This window comes from Micromonospora gifhornensis (assembly GCF_016863515.1).
GTDB lineage: Bacteria > Actinomycetota > Actinomycetes > Mycobacteriales > Micromonosporaceae > Micromonospora > Micromonospora gifhornensis.
In genome coordinates this window covers 355,029-373,543 of record NZ_BOPA01000010.1, presented here as the reverse complement: position 1 = coordinate 373,543, position 18,515 = coordinate 355,029, and the positions used below count along the sequence as shown (strand labels likewise).

The following is an 18,515-nucleotide window of genomic DNA, read 5'->3' as shown; positions in this document are numbered from 1 at the left end:
GCCGAATGTTACTCACGTTATGGCTCTCGTCACACCCCCTCACCGGGCCGCCAACTGGCGGCTCTCATGTCCACCCGGTCCTGGCGCAGCGGCGTACCCTCGGCGAGCCAGCGCGCCCGCGCCTCGGCAGCGATCCGAGGCGGCATCGCACCGCTTGCGTTGACCACCCGGTGCCATCCGACTTCAGCACCGTGCCGGGCCATGATCGAGCCGACCAGCCGGGCGGACGTCCGACCCGAACGCTCGGCGAGCGCGTCCGCGACCGCCCCGTACGACATCACCCGACCGAGCGGGATCCGGTCGACCAGTTCCAGCACCGCCTCGACGTACTCGTCTGGTGTCACGACCAGCCAGAGTATGGGAACGCCGACGGGTGGCGCGCCGACGACAGCGCAGAATAGGCGAGTGCGCGACGCAGTCACCACGGCCCGACGGGTCGTCGTCAAGATCGGATCCTCCTCGTTGACCACCGCCACCGGCGGGTTGGACGACGAGCGTCTCGACGCGCTTGTCGACGCGCTCGACACGCGTACCGCCGACGGCCGCGAGGTGGTGCTCGTCTCCTCCGGCGCGATCGCCGCCGGTCTCGCGCCGCTCGGGTTGGCCCGGCGTCCGCGCGACCTGGCCACCCAGCAGGCCGCCGCGAGCGTCGGCCAGGGCCTGCTGATCGGGCGGTACGCCGCCGCGTTCGCGCGGCACGGTCGCACCGTCGGGCAGGTGCTGCTGACCGTCGACGACGTGACCCGACGGGCGCACTACCGCAACGCGTACCGCACCCTGCGCAAGCTGCTCGACCTGCGGGCCGTACCGATCGTCAACGAGAACGACACGGTCGCCACCCAGGAGATCCGGTTCGGCGACAACGACCGGCTGGCCGCCCTGGTGGCCGCGCTCGTCGACGCCGACCTGCTGGTGCTGCTCTCCGACGTCGACGCCCTCTGGACGGACAACCCGTCACGCCCCGGCGCACGCCGCATCGCCGAGGTACGCGACGAGTCGGACCTGGCCGGCGTCGACATCGGCGGCGCCGGCCGCTCCGGTGTCGGCACCGGCGGCATGGTGACAAAGGTCGAGGCGGCCCGGATCGCCACCGGATTCGGCATCCCGGTGGTGCTCACCTCCGCCACGCAGGCCGTCGCGGCGCTGGCCGGTGAGCCGGTCGGCACCTTCTTCCACCCCAGCTCCACACGGCCGGCGGCCCGGCTGTTCTGGCTCGCCCACGCAACCTCGCCCCGGGGCCGGTTGCACCTCGACCCCGGTGCGGTCGCCGCCGTCGTCGGCCGACGCAAGTCGCTGCTGCCGGCCGGGATCACCGCGGTGGACGGGGCGTTCACCGCCGGCGACCCTGTCGACCTGGTCGACACCGCCGGTGCCCCGGTCGCCCGAGGACTCGTCAACTACGACGCGGTCGAACTGCCCGGCCTGCTCGGACGCTCCACCTCCGACCTTGCTGCGGCGCTCGGCCCGGCGTACGAACGTGAGGTCGTCCACCGCGACGACCTCGTACTGCTGTAGATGCTGGTAAGGAAGGGCCCCTTATTAACGCCTGGTGTATTACAAGGGCCCCCTCCTAACACTGTGAGGAGCATGGGATGAGCGTGACCGAGCAGGCACGTCGGGCGCGGACCGCAGCGGAGACGTTGGCCGTGACGACGCGTACCGCCAAGGACGCCGCGCTGAACGCGATGGCCGACGCGCTGGTGACGCGTACCCCGGAGATCCTGGCCGCGAACGCCGCGGACCTGGCGGCCGGACGCGAAGCCGGACTGAGCGCGGCCGTGCTGGACCGGCTCGCCCTCGACGAGGGCCGGATGGCCGGCATCGCCGACGCGCTGCGCCAGATGGCCGCGCTGCCCGACCCGGTGGGTGAGGTGGTACGCGGCTCGACCCTGCCCAACGGGCTGGAGCTGCGGCAGATCCGGGTGCCGTTCGGCGTGGTCGGCATCGTCTACGAGGGACGGCCGAACGTCACCGTGGACGCCGCCGGCATCTGCCTGAAATCCGGTAACGCGGCGCTGCTGCGCGGCTCGTCGTCGGCCGCGCACTCCAACACGGCGCTGGTGGCGGTGCTGCGCGACGCGATCGTCGGTGCCGGCCTGCCCGCGGACGCGGTGCAACTGCTCGACTCCAGCACCCGCGACTCGGTCAAGGAACTGATGCGCGCCCGGGGCCTGGTGGACGTGCTGATCCCGCGCGGCGGGGCGTCGCTGATCCGGGCCGTGGTCGAGGAGTCCACCGTGCCGGTGATCGAGACCGGGGTTGGCAACTGCCACGTCTACGTCGACGCCGCCGCCGACCTGTCGATGGCCGTGTCGATCACCCTGAACGCCAAGACGCAGCGGCTGTCGACCTGCAACACCGCCGAGTCGCTGCTGGTGCACGCGGCAGTCGCCGACGACTTCCTGCCGCCGATGCTGGCCGCCTTCGCCGAGGCCGGCGTGACCGTGCACGGCACCGCCGAGGTGGCCCGGTTCTCCGACACGGTGGTCCCCGCCACCGACGAGGACTTCGGCACCGAATACCTCAGCGCCGACATCTCGGTCGCCGTCGTCGACTCGCTCGACGCGGCGGTCGCGCACATCCGGCGGTACGGCAGCGGCCACACCGAAGCCATCGTCACCGACTCGCAGGCCGCCGCCCGAGAGTTCGTGGCCCGCGTCGACTCGGCCGCAGTCATGGTGAACGCCTCAACCCGGTTCACCGACGGCGGCGAGTTCGGCTTCGGCGCCGAGATCGGCATCTCCACCCAGAAGCTGCACGCCCGGGGCCCCATGGGCCTCCCCGAACTAACCAGCACCAAGTACGTGGTAACCGGCACCGGCCACCTCCGCTAACCCCCCCCGCCCCCCGCCCCCCACCCCCCGGCCCCCGGCCCCCGGCCCCCGGCCCCCGGCCCCCGCGATCTTGCACTTCTGGTCGCCAGTTCGCCCCTTTCTAGGGCTTTTGTCGCGACACAAGCTGCAAGATCGACGGGCGGGGTGCGCGGCGCGAGACAGGGACGCGCGGCAGCGCGGGCGGCGGGGATGACGCGAGGGTGGCGGGACGACGAGGGTGGGGTGGGGTCAGCGGAAGGCGCGGATTACGGCGAGGGTGGTGTGTACGTCGAACTGGTGGCCGTCGTCGCTGGTCCAGCCGCCGTCGGAGCGCTGCGTCTCGGCCAGTCGACGGCGGGCCGCGACCATGGTCCACTCCTGCTCGTCGACGCCGACGCGGCGTAGCGTCGAGGCGAGCCAGGCGGCGTCGGCGGGTGTGGACTGCGGGAGGCGCTCGGCGAGCACCGCCTTGATCCGCGCCGACTCGTAGAACAGTTGCTGGCGGTGCAGCACTGCGGCGGTGAGCCAGCCAGTGGCCAGGAACGACGGCCAACTGCCGTCGGGGTTGAGGTGTGCGGCGAGCGCCTGGCCGGCGGCGTTCACCACGCCGGCGTACGCCCCGCCGACCCGGTGGTCAAGCGGCCCGGCGGCGCGGGCGTCCAGCCCGGCCACGGTGAGCCAGAAGGCCGCGTTGGCGGTGAGGTAGAGCCGCGCCTCGGGATCACCTGGTCGGGCCCACTCGGGGGCGACGTCGGCGAGCGCCTCGTCCTCCTCCCAGCAGCCGTCCCGCCGCTGGGCGGCGGCCAGCCAGTCCAGGGCTCGGCGGGCGGCCGGACGGCTCAGCGCGCCGAGGTCGTCCAGTTCGGCGAGGCGGAAGCAGGTGGCATCGACCGACGCGATCTCGTCACCCCAGGAGGCTGGCCAGCCGCCGCCGAGGGTCTGCCCGACCTCGGCGCTGTCGAGCGTCTCGGGGGATGGCGGCGCGCCGGTGCGCAACCAGGAGAGGCGGGCACGTTCCACCGCGTCTCCGTGTGCCACCACGAATCCGATCGCGGCGTCGATGTCGACCACGGCGGTCAGGCTACCGGCGCGTACCTGATCTCGCCTCGGTGAATCGGGCAGCCGACACCGACCCGACGGCAGGTGTGAGCAGGGCGTTGCGGCTGATGTTAAGAAGGGGCCCCTCCTCTACCGGAGGCGTTAAGAAGGGGCCCTTCCTTACACCTCAGTAAGCCGGGAGGGAGGGGTCGATCTGCTTGATCCAGGAGAGCACGCCGCCCTGCACGTGCACGGCGTCCCGGAATCCGGCCGCCTTGAGCGCGGCCAGCGCCTCGGCGGAGCGTACGCCGGACTTGCAGTGCAGTACGACCTGCTTGTCCTGCGGCAGCTTGGCCAGCGCCTCACCGGAGAGGATCTCGCCCTTGGGGATGAGCGTGGCACCGGGGATGCGGACGATCTCGTACTCGGCCGGCTCCCGCACGTCGACCAGGAAGATGTCCTTGCCGGCGTCCTGCCACTCCTTCAGCTCGGCGGCGGTGATGGTGGAGTCGACCGCCGCCTCCTGGGCCTCGACCGACACCGCGCCGCAGAAGTCCTCGTAGTCCTCCATCAGGTCGGTGAGAGTCGCGTTCTCGCCGCAGAGCACGCAGTTCGGGTCCTTGCGGACCTTGATCTTGCGGTAGCTCATCTCCAGGGCGTCGTAGACCATCAGCCGGCCGACCAGTGGCTCACCGACACCGGCGAGCAGCTTGATCGCCTCGTTGACCTGGATCGAACCGATCGAGGCGCAGAGCACGCCGAGCACGCCACCCTCGGCGCAGGAGGGCACCATGCCGGGCGGCGGGGGCTCCGGGTAGAGGCAGCGGTAGCAGGGGCCGTGCTCGGCCCAGAACACCGACGCCTGGCCGTCGAACCGGTAGATCGACCCCCAGACGTACGGCTTGCCGAGCAGCACCGCCGCGTCGTTGACCATGTAGCGGGTGGCGAAGTTGTCCGTACCGTCGACGATCAGGTCGTACTGGGCGAAGATCTCGCGGACGTTGTCCCGGTCCAGCGCGGTGTTGTGGATCTCCACGTTGACCAGGGGGTTGATCTCGCGGATGCTCGCCGCGGCGGACTCGGCCTTGGACCGGCCGATGTCGGAGACGCCGTGGATGATCTGCCGCTGGAGGTTCGACTCGTCGACGGTGTCGAAGTCGATGATGCCCAGGGTGCCGACCCCGGCGGCGGCCAGGTACATCAGGGCGGGGGAACCGAGGCCACCTGCGCCGACACAGAGCACCCGGGCGTTCTTCAGCCGCTTCTGGCCGGTCACCCCGACGTCGGGAATGATCAGGTGACGGGAGTAGCGGCGGATCTCGTCAACGGTCAGCTCGGCGGCGGGTTCGACGAGCGGGGGCAACGACACGGTGAACTCCCCGGAATCGATTGTGGGCAACCGGGCCATTGTTGCTCGCCGACATGGTCGTCGGCCATGAGCGGGGACACGTCGCCCGGCATACGGGAGCGGGAATAACGAACCGTCGGGCGGGTCACGGGACCAGGTCGCCGGCGTACCGCTGGCCGTCGAGGTAGGGCCAGGCGTTGGCCAGGCACCCCACCAGACCGTACGTCTGCTGTTGCATGACCGGCGCCGGGTGACCCGGGCCCGGGCACTGCTCGTGCCACTGACCGAACTCGTGCCCGACCTCATGGTTGATCACGTAGGCCCGGTAGACCTCCAGCGGCGCCCCGTAGTCCGGCACCGCCTCCAGCCAGCGCGCCAGGTTGATGATCACCTTGCCGGGCAGCCGGCACGAGGTGTAGCCCTCGGTGCTCAGGCCACCCTCGGCACACATCACCTCCGAGGTCACCGGGGTGGCCAGGTAGATGGTGAAGTCGGCACGGTCGAGTTCGGCGACCCGCTGCACCCGCAGGTCACCCGACCCGATCCAGCTGCGCGGGTCGGCGAGCACCGCGTCGACTTCGGCCGCGAATCCGGCCGGATCCTGCCCGGTCTCCTGTTCGACGACCACCCGGTAGCGGGCGACCGGCCCGTCCACCCCGTGCACCGGCGAGTCTTCGCCGGCCACCAGGAACTGTCCGGCACCGGCGGTCGGGTACGCGCTCGGTGGCGGACCCTGCTCCAGCGCACCCTGTACGGCTCGACCGCGGTCCTCCGAATCCCGCGCCGCCCGGTCGCCGGCCTGCGCCAACCCCACCGTGACGGCGACTGCGAGCAGCATCAGGCCGAGGGGAAGGGCGAGGTCGCGAGGCCGAGCGGGTCGGTGGTCCGGCGGTCGAGGCGGGCCCGCCGGACGCCCATCAAGGGGTGAAGAGGGCATGACCTCATCGTCGCACCCATATCGGGCCTAACCCCTCATAATCGACAGCCGTCAGCTCCGGTGCCCGGTCACAGCGGCGGCCCGGCGTAGCGCCGGCCGTCGAGGTACGGCCAGGGATTCGCGACGCACCCCTTGAGGAAGAGGGTCTGCTGCATCATCACCGGTGCGGGCTTACCCGGCCCCGGGCAGCGCTCGTGCCGGTTGCCCAACTGGTGCCCGACCTCGTGGTTGATCACATAGGTGCGGTAGACCGACAGCGGCACCTTCGCCTCGACGAAGTGCGGCACGGACCGCCGCCACCGTTCCAGGTTGATGATCACCTTTCCGGGTGCCCGGCAGGAGGTGTAGGGGCGTCCGCCGACCCGGATGTCGACCCCACCGGCCGCGCACATCCGGCCCGCAGTCGCCGCAGTGGCCAGGTAGACGGTGAAGTCGTACCGGGACGACGTCTCCACCTGGCGCAGCCGCAGCCGTCCGCTGTCCACCCAGCTGCCCGGCCCGGTCAGCGCCACCTGCACCGCCAGCCCGAACTCGGCCGGGTCGACGCCCGCGCCGGACTCCACAGCCACCCGGTACCGCTGAAGCCCACCCGCCCTGCCCAGCACCGGACCGGTCCGCTCGTCGTGGTCGAAGCGGCCCCGCCCGCCCGACGGCACCCGGCCAGGCTGCTGCAACACCGGTGCCGTGGGCGACGGCGTGACCACCGGCGGCTCGGGCGACGACGGCACTGACGACTGCGGTGCTGCGGGCGGTACGACCGCTGCCACCGGCGGCGGGACCGCCTGCACCTCGTCGGCATCGGCCGCACCCGGCAACCAACCCGTACCGCCGGCTACCAGCATCACCCCGGCGCTGACCGTCACCAGCACGGCCAGCCGGGCAGCGATCTTGGGTCGATGACCGGCACGCCCGTCGACACCCTGCCCTGACCACCCTGCGCGACGGGCGTGTCGGCCCGGCTGCCGCCGGTGGCTACGAGGGATGACCATCCCGGTCATCCTGCCAGGTCGGCCCGATTCCTCGCGTCCCCCGTCTCGGTGAGCAGCCCGACCACGGCACGCGCCACCAGGCGCGGCACCTCCAGCTGTGCCACATGGCCGACACCGTCGAGCATCAACAGTCGACTGTCCGGGATCATCCGCGCGGTCTGCGGCGCCACCCGGACGTCGACCAACCGATCCCGGCGGCCACCGACGACAAGGGTCGGTGCCTGCACCGACCGGGCCAGCCGCCACAACGAGTCCGACCCCGGCAGGTACGACCGCAGGAAGCTGTAGACCAACCCACGGAACGTACGCACGTAGGCCGCCGCGTAGTGCTCCTCCTGGTAGCGCACCCGGATCTCCTCCAGTGCCTCCTGCCGGCGCTGATCACTGATCCGGCTGAGGTCGGCCACGCACGCCTCCATCACCTGCCGCGCCATCACCTCCGGCGCCATCTGGCCCAGCCGCCAGGCGACCAGCCGCTCGCCCCGGGGGACAGCCAGCACGGGAAGCATCCGGCCCTGCAACGACCGGCGGAAGTCCAGGAACGGCAGGGCGGGCGAGACCAGGGTCAACGTCCGGACCAGATCCGGTCGCAGCGCGGCCACCCGCACCGAGATCGCCCCACCCAGCGAGTTGCCGAACAGGTGCACCGGCCCCCGGTCGGAGTGCTCGATCCAGCGGATCACCCGCTGTGCGAAGACCGGCAGGGTGTACCGCTGGCCCGGCTCGCTGCGACCGAAGCCGGGCAGGTCGATCGCCTGGCCGTCGAGCCGGTCGGCGAGCAGGCCGGCCAGGTCGGTCCAGTTCTGCGAGGAGCCACCCAGCCCGTGCACGTACAACGCCGGTTCCGCGTCCGGCCGGGTGGCCGGGGTGTCGCGCACGTAGGTGACGGTGCCGTCGAGCCGTACCTGACGGCCGGGCCAGGGTGGCGGAACCGAGTGGGCGGGCAGCAGCCGGTCGGGCGAGAGGATGGCGGGCTTCACCGTTCCAGTCTGCCCGCGTACCGCTCAGGCCAGCAGGGCCTCCAGCCGCCGATTGACCGCAGCCAGTGTGGCGCGTACCACCGCCTGCCGCGGGTCACCGGCGACCAGCGCCGAACCGGCGAGCTGCTCGACCCACCCGTCACAGACCAGCAGCACCACGACGGTGGCCACCTCACAGTTGCCGAACGGCACCACGGCGGCGTGCTCGACGAAGCACCGTCCCCGCTCGGCGGTGCCGCCGGCGCCGCGCAGCAACTCGTCGATCGACGCCGCGGCGGCGACCGCGCAGAGCCGCAGCACGTAACCGTCCACGGCGGGGCCGGTGGCGTACCCGGCGGCGCTCTGTTCCCCGGCGATCAGCCGGACCTCGACGGTGGCGTCGAGCCCGAAGGTGCTCACCTGCACGTGGTCGAGCACGACCCGGGGGCCGGGGCGACCGCCGGTGTCCAACGGCCGTGACGGCGCAGACTCGGTGGTGGTCAGTTGCCCCCCGGAGAACGACGAGCCGAGCGTCGCCGGACTTCCCGTCGGGCCGGTCTCCTCCACGGTGGCCCGGCCGCGCGGGGGTGCAGGTGCCGGACGGCGACGCCGGAACTGCTCCGTCGCCGGTTCGGTCCGGGCCGCCACGGTCTCCGCACGGGCACCCGCCGGCCGGTTGGTCGGACGCCGAGGCTCGCCGGTGGACCGGCCCTCGCCGTCGCCACCCCGGTTGTCGGCGGAACGACGCCGCACCGGCACGGCCGGCACCCCCGGCACGCCGCGCGGCGCGGCGGCCAGCCCCATCCGCTCCTGGAGCAGGCGGGCGACCTGCCGACTCACCTCGGCCGGGTCGGCACCGTCGGCGAGGTCGAGACGCAAGCTGTGGGCACCTGCCTGCGTACGCCGCAACAACGCATCGCGTACGCCGTCGACACCCCGGACAGCATGGATGATCGCGTCGACGTCGAACCCCTCGGGCCGCTCACGCATCGATGCCGGCTCGTCGTCGCGGCGCAGGTGAGTGGCGATCCGGGCGAGTTCCGGCGTTTCGGCAGGTGGCTCCACAGCAGGCGGCTCCGGCACGACGGGCACATCCGGCTCGGCGGGGACGCGCTGCGGCAACACCGCCGACGTGCTGTCCGGCGACCGACCGTTGCCCGGTTCCGCCGACGGTACGGGTTCAGGCGCGGACCGACGTGCCGCGTAGGGCGCCGTGTTCGGCACACCGCTCGTGGCGCGCGTCTGCTCGTGGCGTCCGGTCCCGCCGGCACCGGCACCGGCCGGCGAATCGCCCGCTGTCGTCGTCGGGTCGACAGGTGCCGGACGATTCGGCGTCCGCTCGCTGGACACCGGGCCGAGCCGGAACGGTCGATGGGCGGACAGGTCGCTCGCCCGCTGGGCATCCGAGCCAGCATCGGGATCAGAGGCGTGCCTGGCGTCGGCCGGCCTTGCCTCTCCAGCCGACCTGGCCTCTCCAGCCGACCGGGTCTCCCCAACTGGCCTGGGCTCTCCAGCCTGCCTGTGCTCCGCAGCCTGCCGGGGCTCTCCAGTTGGCGGCACTCCAGCCTGCCGTGCCTCCGCAGCCTGCCGGGGCTCGGCAACTGGACTGACATCGGCGAGTCGCCTGGCATCGGCGGCCGACCTGGCATCAGCGGCCGACGTGACATCAGCAGCCGACGTGACATCAGCAGCCGCCCTGACGTCGGCGGACGACCGGGGACCAGCGGACGGCCGGGGATCAGCGGGCGGGCGGTGATCAAAGGGCCGGCGGGCGTCGGCCACCGGCCAGGGCTCCGGGGCGGGCGGCCAGGGTTCCGCGGCGGGCCAGGACTCCGCAGCGGGCCACGGCTCCGGGGCGGGCCTGGGCTCCTCGGCGGGCCTGGGCTCCTCGGCGGGCCTGGGCTCCTCGGCGGGTCTGTGCTCCGGGGCGGACGCGGCCGAGCGGGGCTCGGGGGTGCCCTCCCAGGAGGTCGACGCACTGGCCGGCGGGGCGCTGGCCGGGCCGAGTGCCCAGGGCAGCCGCTCGTCCGTCGACGGTGGGGCGACTCGGGAACCCCAGGGCGGGCCCTCGTCGGCCGGTGCGGCGCTGACTGGACGGGCCCAGGCTGGACGTTCCTCCGGATCGACGCTCGAAGCCTCCGCCGACCGGTCGTCAGCCGGACGGGGAGCCCACGTCGGCCGTCCCACTGCCGGTGGGGTGCTGGTCGGCGCCACCGCAGCATCCGGCCGGTCCGACCCACCCTGCTCGACCCAGTCGGGCGGGCCCTGCTCGGCCCAGCTGGGCTGGCTCTGCCCGGCCCAGGCGGGGCCCTGTTCAGGTCGATCGGGCGGAGACTGCTGCGCGCCCGCTTCCGGCCGCTGACCGGAAGCGAAGCCGGCCACCTCGTACGGTCGGGGCTGTTCCACGCGTACCGCCTCGTAAGGGCGGGTCGGTTCGGCGCGCACCGGCTCGTACGGCCGGTTCGGCTCGTGGGCCCAGGCCGGGCCGGACGCCTCACGCGAGCGTCGACCGGAGTCGCCCTCGCCGCGCGCCCAGGCCGGCGCCCAGTCGCTGGCCGGACCTCGCCGCGCCCAGTCGGGCTGCGCGGCGTCGGCCGGTGACGGCTCCGTCGGCCAGGACGCGCCGGTTTCGCTCGGTGACTGGTCGCCGGGAGCGACGGGGTCGGACGACGCCCACCGGGGATCTGCACTCGACGCGGACCCGAGGTGCTCGTCCCAGCCGCGCGAAGGCCAGCTCGACTCGTCCGCACTGCGCTCGGCGGTCGGCGCGTGCAGGCCGGGCGGCATCTCGAAGCCCGACGCGGCGGTACCGACCGGCGGCACCTGCACAGCCGGCGGCGCCGAGGTCGGCAGGCCACCGGTCGGCGGCGCAGAGATCGGCACACCGCTCATCGGCGGCGCAGAGATCGGCACACCGCTCGCCGGCGGCGCTGAGGCAGGCACAGTGCCAGCCGGTGGCGCGGAGGTCGGCAGGCCGCTGGTCGGCGGCGCGGACGTCGGCAGGCTGCCGACCGGCGGCGCGGGGCGCTCACTGGCTGGTACGGGACGCGGTGCCGGCAGGACGAGGCGCTCGTGCCCGGGATCGTGTCCGGAATCACGTGACCCGGGCGGGGCGCTCACTGGAGCGTGCCAGTCGGCCGAAGGATCATCTGACCCGTGCTGCACGCCGTTGACCTGCTGACCGTTGACCCGCTCCGAGTGCTGCGGCTGCGTCGGCTCGCCAGCGGGGGCCGGAAGGTCGGCATAGCGTGACGAGGCCGTGGACCACCCTGTCGGCGGCGGAATCACCCGCCAGCGTTCCCCGGTTTCCTGGGAGGCATCCGCGTTCCAGGACCAGTCACCGGTCGGTGGAGCCCACCCGTTGCCGGAACGGACCAGGTCATCCCGCTGACCCGTACCGTCGCCGTGTTCTCCCGGGGTGGCGGCACCGGGCTGTCCTGCTTCACTCACCGCGCGCTCCTTGGTCGCCCCCGCTGAGGCTACCGTGTGGCGACAGTGGCGATAAGTTACAGCGGCGGGCCAATTCCGCAAGGGGCCACCCAGGCCCCGGCCGGTTTGGGGGAAATGCCGGCCCGTACAACACTCTCGGAGGTTCCCATGACCGCTGTGGGGAACGGCGCCCAGACCGCCGGCCGACCCACGCGCCTACCTCGTTCGGCGCGCCGCAAGCAGCTGCTCGCCGCAGCTCAGGAGGTGTTCGTCGCGCAGGGCTACCACGCCGCTGCGATGGACGACATCGCCGAGCGGGCGGGAGTCTCCAAGCCGGTGCTGTACCAGCACTTCCCGGGAAAGATGGAGCTGTACCTGGCCCTGCTCGACACGCACTGTGACGCCATCGTCGCCAAGGTGCATGATGCGATGGCCAGCACCACCGACAACAAGGAGCGGGTCGGCGCGTCGGTGCGGGCCTACTTCGACTTCGTCGACCACGAGAGCGAAGCCTTCCGACTGGTCTTCGAATCCGACCTGCGCAACGACCCCGCCGTACGGCAGCGGGTCGAACGGGTCGAGCAGGGCTGCATCGCGGCGATCACCGACACCATCATCTCCGACACCGGGGTCAGCCGCGCCCACGCCGAACTGCTCGCCTCCGGCCTGGTCGGTGCCGCCGAGACCGCGGCACAGTTCTGGCTGGCCGGGGGCCGCCAGGTGCCCAAGGCCGAGGCCGAGGCACTTGTGGCCGCGCTCTCCTGGCGGGGCATCGCCAGCTTTCCGCTGCAAGGTGAGTCAACCTGAACTACCGCCTTGTGATCGGATAGCCTTCGCAGGGCGGCCATTTCGCCCGACGGAGGAGGCACAGTGGAGGTCAAGATCGGCGTGCAGTACGCGCCGCGCGAGCTGGTCCTGGAGAGCGCGCAGTCGCCGGCCGAGATCGAGCGGATCGTGACCGACGCCATCGCCAGGGGCGAGGGCACTCTGTCCCTGACCGACGAGAAGGGCCGGCGGATCATCGTGCCGGTCAGCAAGGTCGCCTACGTGGAGATCGCCGAGGCGTCTCCCCGAGCGGTGGGTTTCACCGTCCGCTGACGGTCAGTTGTTGAGTCCGGCGGCGGCCATCCGCGCGGTGTGCGAGTCGGTCAGCCGCCGGATCAATGCGGCCACGTCCACCTGGTCGCCCTGAGCGATCAAGGCGGTGAGCGCCCCACGATCGGCGGCGGCGACCCGCCCCGCCTGCGAGAGCGCCTCACCGACCAGGCGCCGCGCCCACATCGACAGCCGGCCGGCCACCTTCGGGTCGGCCGAGATGGCGAGGCGGATCTCGGTGGCGGCAAACTGGGCGTACCGCGACTCGTGCAACACGTCGAGCACGAGTTGGCGCTCCGGCTCGTGCAGCGCACCGGCGATGTGGCGGAGGAAATCGTCGGTGACGGCGTCGCCGACGTACGCCTTCGTGACCGCTTCGGCCCAGTCGTGCGGCACTGTCGAATCGTGGTACGCCTGAAGCGGTTCGACGTACGGTGCCATCGCGTCGTCGGGTCGTACGCCCAGCGCAGTGAGTCGGTCCGCGAGACGTCGGTAGTTCCCGATCTCGGCGGCGGCCATTTCGCTCAACGCGGCCCGGCGCCGCAGATCCGGCGCAAGGCGGGCGTCGGCCGCCATTCGTTCGAAGGCGAGCAGTTCGCCGAGGGCCACCAGGCCGAGAAGATCGACCACTGCGGATTCGGGCGCGGTCGGGACGGACACCCGCGCAGGTTACCGCCCGCGGGGGGCGCAACGGGACGCCCGACTCGGCGTCACCACCGCCCCGGTGTGGTCGACAGACCCCGCTAGCTGGTGATACACATCACATATGACCCCGCCCGGTGACGCTTGCCGGTTCGGAATCAGGACGGCGTAAGGGCCGTTCAGGTAGCATGGAGGAGTTGCCGTAGGCGCCGATCCGGCCGGAGTCGCAGTCGATCGAGGATGGCTCCCATCCCGAGTGACGGTCGATTCCGAGTCGAAGTCCGACCCACGGCGCGCGTGCGGCCCGGTCCGCTCGGCTTTCTGCCGCCGACCGTGTGGCCCGCGCCAAACCGAACGCGCCCTGAGGACATGACGGGGCGCACCCACGAGAGGGCACCCCCAAATCCATATGAGTGAGCTGACTCAAGACCTCACCGAAGGCCAGGAACTGGCCCCGACCGCCCCGGTCCGACCGGAGGCACCGACCTTCGCCGAGCTCGGCGCCCGCGCCGAGACCGTCGAGGCGCTGGCCGCGGCCGGCATCACCCGCGCCTTCGCCATCCAGGAGTACGCGCTGCCGATCGCGCTGCGCGGCGCCGACCTGATCGGGCAGGCACCGACGGGCACCGGCAAGACCCTCGGCTTCGGCGTACCGCTGCTGGAGCGGGTCTTCGCGCCCGGCGAGGGCAGCGGCGACGGCCTGCCCCAGGCGCTGGTCGTGGTACCGACCCGCGAGCTGGGCATCCAGGTCGCCAAGGACATCGCGGCCGCCGGCCGCACCCGGGGCGTACGCGTGCTGCCGATCTACGGCGGCGTGGCGTACGAGCCGCAGGTCGAGGCGCTGCGCAAGGGCGTCGAGATCCTCGTCGGCACGCCGGGCCGACTGCTCGACCTCGCCAAGCAGAAGCACCTGCGCCTGAACGGCATCCGTGCGCTGGTGCTGGACGAGGCCGACCGCATGCTCGACCTGGGCTTCCTCGACGACGTCGAGCGGATCCTGGCGATGCTGCCCGAGGACCGGCAGACCATGCTGTTCTCGGCCACCATGCCCGATCCGATCGTGACGCTGTCCCGGCGGTTCCTGCGCCACCCGATCACGATCCACGCCGGGCACACCGCCGAGACCGGCCCGTCCCCGCAGACCGAGCAACTGGTCTACCGCACCCACTCGATGAACAAGGTCGAGATCGTCGCCCGGATCCTCCAGGCGGAGAGCCGCGGCCTGACGATGATCTTCACGCGGACCAAGCGCGCCGCCGACCGGGTCGCCGAGGATCTCGACTTCCGCGGCTTCGCCGTCGCCGCCGTACACGGTGACCTCGGCCAGGGTGCCCGCGAGCGGGCCCTGCGGGCCTTCCGCGCCGGGAAGATCGACACCCTGGTCGCCACCGACGTCGCGGCCCGGGGCATCGACGTCACCGGCGTCACCCACGTGATCAACTACGACTGCCCGGAAGACCAGGACACCTACACCCACCGCATCGGCCGCACCGGCCGCGCGGGCGCGAGCGGTGTCGCGGTGACCTTCGTCGACTGGGACGACATGCCGCGCTGGCGGATCATCGACAAGACCCTCGGGCTGGACATGCCCGAACCGCAGGAGACGTACCACACCTCCCCGCACCTCTACACCGACCTGCACATCCCGACCGACGTGACCGGCACCCTGCCGACCGCCGAGCGCACCCGCGCCGGGCTGTCCGCCGAGGTCGAGGAGGACCTGGGCGGCGGCCGGTCACGCCGAAGCGAACCGCGCGGCGGACGCCGTCGGGAGCGTGGACGCGGTGAGAGTCGCGAACGCGGTGAGAATCGCGGTGAGGGTCGCGACCGTGGTGCAGGCCGCGCACGCCAGGACGGCGACGTCGACCCGGTGACCACCGAGTCCGCCGACCCGACCGGCGAGGGCAGCAGCCGTACCCCCCGCCGTCGCCGTCGCCGCCGGGCCGGCGAGGTCGTCACTGGCACCGACGCCGCCACCTCGGCCGCTGACGCAGCCACGGAGACCAGCGCTGGCACCGAGAGCGCCACCGGCGAGGCCTCGCGCCCCCGTCGCCGCCGGCGCCGCCGTGGCGTCGCATCCACCGCCGGTACGGCAGCCGAAGCAACCGACTGACCGACCCGTACCCGTCGCCGCACCGCCCCTGTCGGGCGGTGCGGCCTTTTTGCCCCCGCCCTCCTGCGACTTGCCTCAGCTCCAAGGCGATGCGCGCGTCGGTGTCCCCCGAGCTCGTGCAGGCCCGGGGCGGGGGGCGGTGGGCCAGCAGGGAAGATGAGGTTATGCCCGAACCGTTGGACGTTGCTTTGGCCGAGGTCCGCTCGATGTTGCTCGGTGCCGGGTTGACCCGAGCCGTAGCCGCCGGTCGACGGCGTGGTCAACGTCCTTCGGTGGTCCGGGCGGAGCTGCGGCCGGTCGCGCTCAAGGTCGGCTCTCGGTTGCAGATTGTCACTTCCGACGGAGCGCGGCCGTACACCCGCAATGTGGCGCCGGGTCCGGAGTCGGACTCGGCGATCGAGGCGCTGTTGGCCGAGCCTTTCGGCAACTGGCATGTCGAGACCATCGACCTCACGCTGCAACTACGGGTCACCAAGTCGGGCGAGGCGCAGGTGCACCGCAAGCGGACGGCACCGCCGGTCCAGGCCGACGGCGACCAGCCTGCCGCACAGCAGCAGGCCGCCACCACGACCCAACACCAGCAGACCGGTACGACACACGGCCAACAACCAGCCGGCACGACAGAACGCCAGCAGCAAGCCGCCAGCACGACACAGCGCCAGCAACAGGCCGGGGCGACAGAACGCCAGCAGCAGGAATCGGCGTCCCAGCAGCCGGCTGTCGCGGTGCCGGGTGGGCATGACCGGGCCAAGGCGTACCTGCTCGATCCGGGGGACCCGATCTTCGCGGAGATCGGCGGTTCGGCAGCCAAGCGGCGGCAGGTGGACGCCTTCCTGCGGGCGCTGGCTGCCACGTTGCCCGGTGAGCTGACCGGGCCGCTGCGGGTGGTCGATCTCGGCTGCGGCAACGCGTACCTGACCTTCGCCGCGTACCGGTACCTGTCGCAGCGTGGTCTGCAGGTGGAACTGGTCGGTGTGGACGTACGCGAGGATCAGCGCCGCCGTAACACCGAGTTGGCCGAGCGGCTCGGCTGGGCCGATCGGGTGCGTTTCGTCGCCGGCACTATTGCCGACGCCGTCGTCGAGCCGGCGCCTGATCTCGTACTCGCGCTGCATGCTTGTGACACCGCCACCGACGAGGCGCTGGCGCGGGCGGTGCGGTGGGGGGCGCGGTGGGTACTTGCCGCACCGTGTTGCCATCACGACGTGGCGGCGCAGCTTCGTGCCGGTGGGACGCCGGCGCCGTACGGGCTGCTGACCCGGCAGGGCATCCTGCGGGAGCGCTTCGCGGACGTCCTCACCGACGCGCTGCGTGCCGCGCTGCTGCGGCTGCACGGCTACCGGGCCGAGGTGGTCGAGTTCGTCGATTCCGCGCATACTCCGCGTAACCTGCTCATCCGGGCCCGGCGTACGGGTGCCGCCCCGACCCGCGATCAACAGGCGGAATACCGACAGTTGGTCGATCAGTGGCGTGTCGCACCCCGGCTGGAGACCCTGCTCAGTCAGGATCCTGTGGATCGTTAGGCGGCTACGGGTCCCGCCACCGAGACCACTCGGTCGGTCAGTCAATTGTTTCCTGCTTCTCCCGTACTACTCTCGAAGAACGCACCGTCAGGTGCCGGTCGGGAGGGAAGACCCACCGGATGGGTTCGGCAGAAATATCGCCACAGATGGCGTTTGCGCGCTTCGTGCGCCGGGCTATCGACGACGCCCGCGAGGAACGTGGGTGGACCGTCACGGACCTGGCCGCGCACACCGGAGTCGGTCGTTCCACCGTCTTTCGCTGGCTGGCCGGCGACTGGCAGGACTACCCGGAGCTGGCCAAGGTACGCGGCTTCTGCGCCGCCCTGGACCTGCCGGTCACGGCAGCATTCCGCGCGCTCGGCCTGCCGGACACCGGCTCGGGGCCGGTGCGACTGGGCAGCGAGGGCCCGGTCGAGGCGGACGTCCGGGTGATCCTTCAACGGCTGGCGGATCCGACCGTGCCGGCCGAGGAGAAGCACCACATCCGTGACCTGCTGCGCTACCTCGCCCGCCGCCCGATCCGCCGCGCCGGCTGACGTACGCACCAGCCGCCGACCGTTCCCCTGCCCTGCGGGTCAGCGCACCAGCACGGTGAACTCGGCGGTGCGCACCACACCGCCGGTGGCGAAGTCCAGGTAGAGGCGGTAACGCCCCGGCCCGGGCGTGGTCAGCCAGAACTGGATCGCACCGTCCACAAGCTCCGGCTCCGGGTGTACGTGCAGGTAGCCGAGGTCACCCTCGCGCAGGGCGACCAGGTGGCCGAACGTCCCGAGATAATGCTCCAGGGTCGGGCTGCTGCCGTCCGTGTCGGTGACCCGGAAGCTCACCGGCACGGTGAGGCCGGGCTCCGGGCTGCCCTGGTAACCCACGGTCAACCCGTCGACGGTGGTGCTGGGCGCAGGCGCGGGAAGGGCGCGTGGCGCGTACCCCCCGGGTGCGACCAGGTCCACGCCGAGGGTCGTCGCGGTCTGCCGGCCGTCGTCGGCGAGGGCCGTGAAGTCGGCGTACGCCCGCCAGATGCCCGGCTGCGGCAGGGTCAGCGGCACCGACCAGGTGCCGTCGGCCGCCATGGTCGGGTGCAGGTGCTGGTAGCCGCTCAGGTCACGGCGTACCACGATCACGTGCATCGGCTTGTCGTGCACCACCGCGAACCGGGTCACCGGTCGACGTTGCCCGTCCTGGATGCGGAAGCGCAGCTCACCGGCCTGCCCGGCGGTGAATTCGGCGGCCAGCGGTACGAGGGTGTAGCCGGCACGGCTGACTGCCAGGCCGCCCGCCTCGGTCGCCTCCGCCTGCCCCGCCTCGTGCGAGTGGGCACCGGTTCCCGGCGCGTGAGTGTGGCCGGTCAGCGCGCTGTCCAGTGGCCCGCTCGCCGCCACCGCCCCGCCGCTGTTGATCCGACCGAGCCCGAACCCGAGCAGTACGGCCAGCACCAGGCCGCCGACCACAAGCGCCAGCCGGACCGTCCCCCCGTCGGGTGCCGCCGCAGCCGGGTCACCGTCACCGACAGCCACCACAGACTCCGGCAGATCCGCCTGCTCAGCCCGCTTCTCGTCCCCCCGCACCGACCCGAGCACGCACGTTCTCCCTCCCGCTCCCCACCCACCGTAACCACCACCCCCACCCCCT

General features: G+C 72.2%; 15 protein-coding genes and 1 pseudogene. 7 read left to right on the top strand and 9 right to left on the bottom strand.

The window, feature by feature from the left end:
- Nucleotides 1-29: 29 nt before the first annotated feature.
- Nucleotides 30-344 (bottom strand): MGMT family protein, encoded by a 315-nt coding sequence (locus Vgi01_RS06260; RefSeq protein ID WP_204290409.1) that lies wholly within the window; start codon nt 342-344, stop codon nt 30-32.
- Nucleotides 345-405: 61 nt separating this feature from the next.
- On the opposite strand from Vgi01_RS06260, the gene proB reads away from it, so the two are divergent.
- Nucleotides 406-1,515 carry a glutamate 5-kinase gene (gene proB / locus Vgi01_RS06255; RefSeq protein ID WP_199180331.1) on the top strand — a complete coding sequence of 370 codons (1,110 nt, stop codon included), beginning with the start codon at nt 406-408 and terminating at the stop codon, nt 1,513-1,515.
- A gap of 77 nt (nt 1,516-1,592) precedes the next feature.
- Nucleotides 1,593-2,834 carry a glutamate-5-semialdehyde dehydrogenase gene (locus Vgi01_RS06250; protein WP_204290408.1) on the top strand — a complete coding sequence of 414 codons (1,242 nt, stop codon included), beginning with the start codon at nt 1,593-1,595 and terminating at the stop codon, nt 2,832-2,834.
- 228 nt (nt 2,835-3,062) lie between these two features.
- Here the strand turns inward: Vgi01_RS06250 and Vgi01_RS06245 are convergent, their stop codons facing one another.
- The 6 genes from Vgi01_RS06245 to Vgi01_RS31230 form a co-directional block, all read right to left on the bottom strand.
- The gene (locus Vgi01_RS06245) at nt 3,063-3,884 is read right to left on the bottom strand and encodes a prenyltransferase/squalene oxidase repeat-containing protein (protein WP_199180332.1); all 822 of its coding nucleotides are present in this window, start codon (nt 3,882-3,884) and stop codon (nt 3,063-3,065) included.
- A gap of 154 nt (nt 3,885-4,038) precedes the next feature.
- Entirely contained in the window at nt 4,039-5,259 is a 1,221-nt protein-coding gene (moeZ, locus tag Vgi01_RS06240) for an adenylyltransferase/sulfurtransferase MoeZ (protein ID WP_199180333.1), read from the bottom strand.
- 85 nt (nt 5,260-5,344) lie between these two features.
- Nucleotides 5,345-6,037, bottom strand: coding sequence for a DUF3152 domain-containing protein (locus Vgi01_RS06235; protein WP_239088816.1), 693 nt, complete (start codon nt 6,035-6,037; stop codon nt 5,345-5,347).
- Between the two features lie 167 nt (nt 6,038-6,204).
- The gene (locus Vgi01_RS06230) at nt 6,205-7,125 is read right to left on the bottom strand and encodes a DUF3152 domain-containing protein (RefSeq protein WP_239088815.1); all 921 of its coding nucleotides are present in this window, start codon (nt 7,123-7,125) and stop codon (nt 6,205-6,207) included.
- A gap of 5 nt (nt 7,126-7,130) precedes the next feature.
- Entirely contained in the window at nt 7,131-8,105 is a 975-nt protein-coding gene (locus Vgi01_RS06225; RefSeq protein WP_204290405.1) for an alpha/beta fold hydrolase, read from the bottom strand.
- 24 nt (nt 8,106-8,129) lie between these two features.
- Nucleotides 8,130-9,866, bottom strand: coding sequence for a hypothetical protein (locus Vgi01_RS31230; RefSeq protein WP_425559840.1), 1,737 nt, complete (start codon nt 9,864-9,866; stop codon nt 8,130-8,132).
- Between the two features lie 1,815 nt (nt 9,867-11,681).
- Here Vgi01_RS31230 and Vgi01_RS06215 point away from each other — a divergent pair.
- Both Vgi01_RS06215 and Vgi01_RS06210 read left to right on the top strand, forming a co-directional pair.
- Nucleotides 11,682-12,320: a TetR/AcrR family transcriptional regulator gene (locus tag Vgi01_RS06215; RefSeq protein WP_102660323.1), complete on the top strand. Its 639-nt coding sequence runs from the start codon at nt 11,682-11,684 to the stop codon at nt 12,318-12,320.
- Nucleotides 12,321-12,383: 63 nt separating this feature from the next.
- A complete protein-coding gene (locus tag Vgi01_RS06210; protein WP_102660324.1) occupies nt 12,384-12,611 on the top strand; it encodes a DUF3107 domain-containing protein in 228 nt (75 codons plus the stop codon).
- Between the two features lie 3 nt (nt 12,612-12,614).
- On the opposite strand, the gene Vgi01_RS06205 is transcribed toward Vgi01_RS06210, so the two are convergent.
- On the bottom strand, nt 12,615-13,268 hold the full coding sequence (locus tag Vgi01_RS06205) for a ferritin-like fold-containing protein (protein WP_204290404.1): 654 nt from the start codon (nt 13,266-13,268) through the stop codon (nt 12,615-12,617).
- A 391-nt stretch (nt 13,269-13,659) separates the two neighbouring features.
- On the opposite strand from Vgi01_RS06205, the gene Vgi01_RS06200 reads away from it, so the two are divergent.
- The 3 genes and pseudogenes from Vgi01_RS06200 to Vgi01_RS06190 all read left to right on the top strand — a co-directional run bounded on the left by Vgi01_RS06200 (nt 13,660) and on the right by Vgi01_RS06190 (nt 17,422).
- Nucleotides 13,660-15,363, top strand: a complete 1,704-nt coding sequence (locus tag Vgi01_RS06200) for a DEAD/DEAH box helicase (RefSeq protein WP_204290403.1) — start codon at nt 13,660-13,662, stop codon at nt 15,361-15,363.
- Nucleotides 15,364-15,629: 266 nt separating this feature from the next.
- A pseudogene (locus Vgi01_RS06195) lies at nt 15,630-16,886 on the top strand (class I SAM-dependent methyltransferase); the annotation flags it as partial.
- 119 nt (nt 16,887-17,005) lie between these two features.
- Entirely contained in the window at nt 17,006-17,422 is a 417-nt protein-coding gene (locus Vgi01_RS06190; protein ID WP_102660328.1) for a helix-turn-helix domain-containing protein, read from the top strand.
- Nucleotides 17,423-17,461: 39 nt separating this feature from the next.
- On the opposite strand, the gene Vgi01_RS06185 is transcribed toward Vgi01_RS06190, so the two are convergent.
- Nucleotides 17,462-18,463, bottom strand: coding sequence for a DUF8832 domain-containing protein (locus Vgi01_RS06185; protein ID WP_204290401.1), 1,002 nt, complete (start codon nt 18,461-18,463; stop codon nt 17,462-17,464).
- Nucleotides 18,464-18,515 lie beyond the last annotated feature (52 nt).

Bases quoted from the DNA above. Each gene is read 5' to 3' on its own strand.
- Vgi01_RS06235 (WP_239088816.1), bottom strand. From the start codon at position 6,037: ATGCTGCTCGCAGTCGCCGTCACGGTGGGGTTGGCGCAGGCCGGCGAC.
- Vgi01_RS06230 (WP_239088815.1), bottom strand. From the start codon at position 7,125: ATGGTCATCCCTCGTAGCCACCGGCGGCAGCCGGGCCGACACGCCCGT.
- moeZ (WP_199180333.1), bottom strand. From the start codon at position 5,259: ATGGCCCGGTTGCCCACAATCGATTCCGGGGAGTTCACCGTGTCGTTG.
- Vgi01_RS06250 (WP_204290408.1), top strand. From the start codon at position 1,593: ATGAGCGTGACCGAGCAGGCACGTCGGGCGCGGACCGCAGCGGAGACG.
- Vgi01_RS06190 (WP_102660328.1), top strand. From the start codon at position 17,006: ATGGGTTCGGCAGAAATATCGCCACAGATGGCGTTTGCGCGCTTCGTG.
- Vgi01_RS06200 (WP_204290403.1), top strand. From the start codon at position 13,660: ATGAGTGAGCTGACTCAAGACCTCACCGAAGGCCAGGAACTGGCCCCG.
- Vgi01_RS06215 (WP_102660323.1), top strand. From the start codon at position 11,682: ATGACCGCTGTGGGGAACGGCGCCCAGACCGCCGGCCGACCCACGCGC.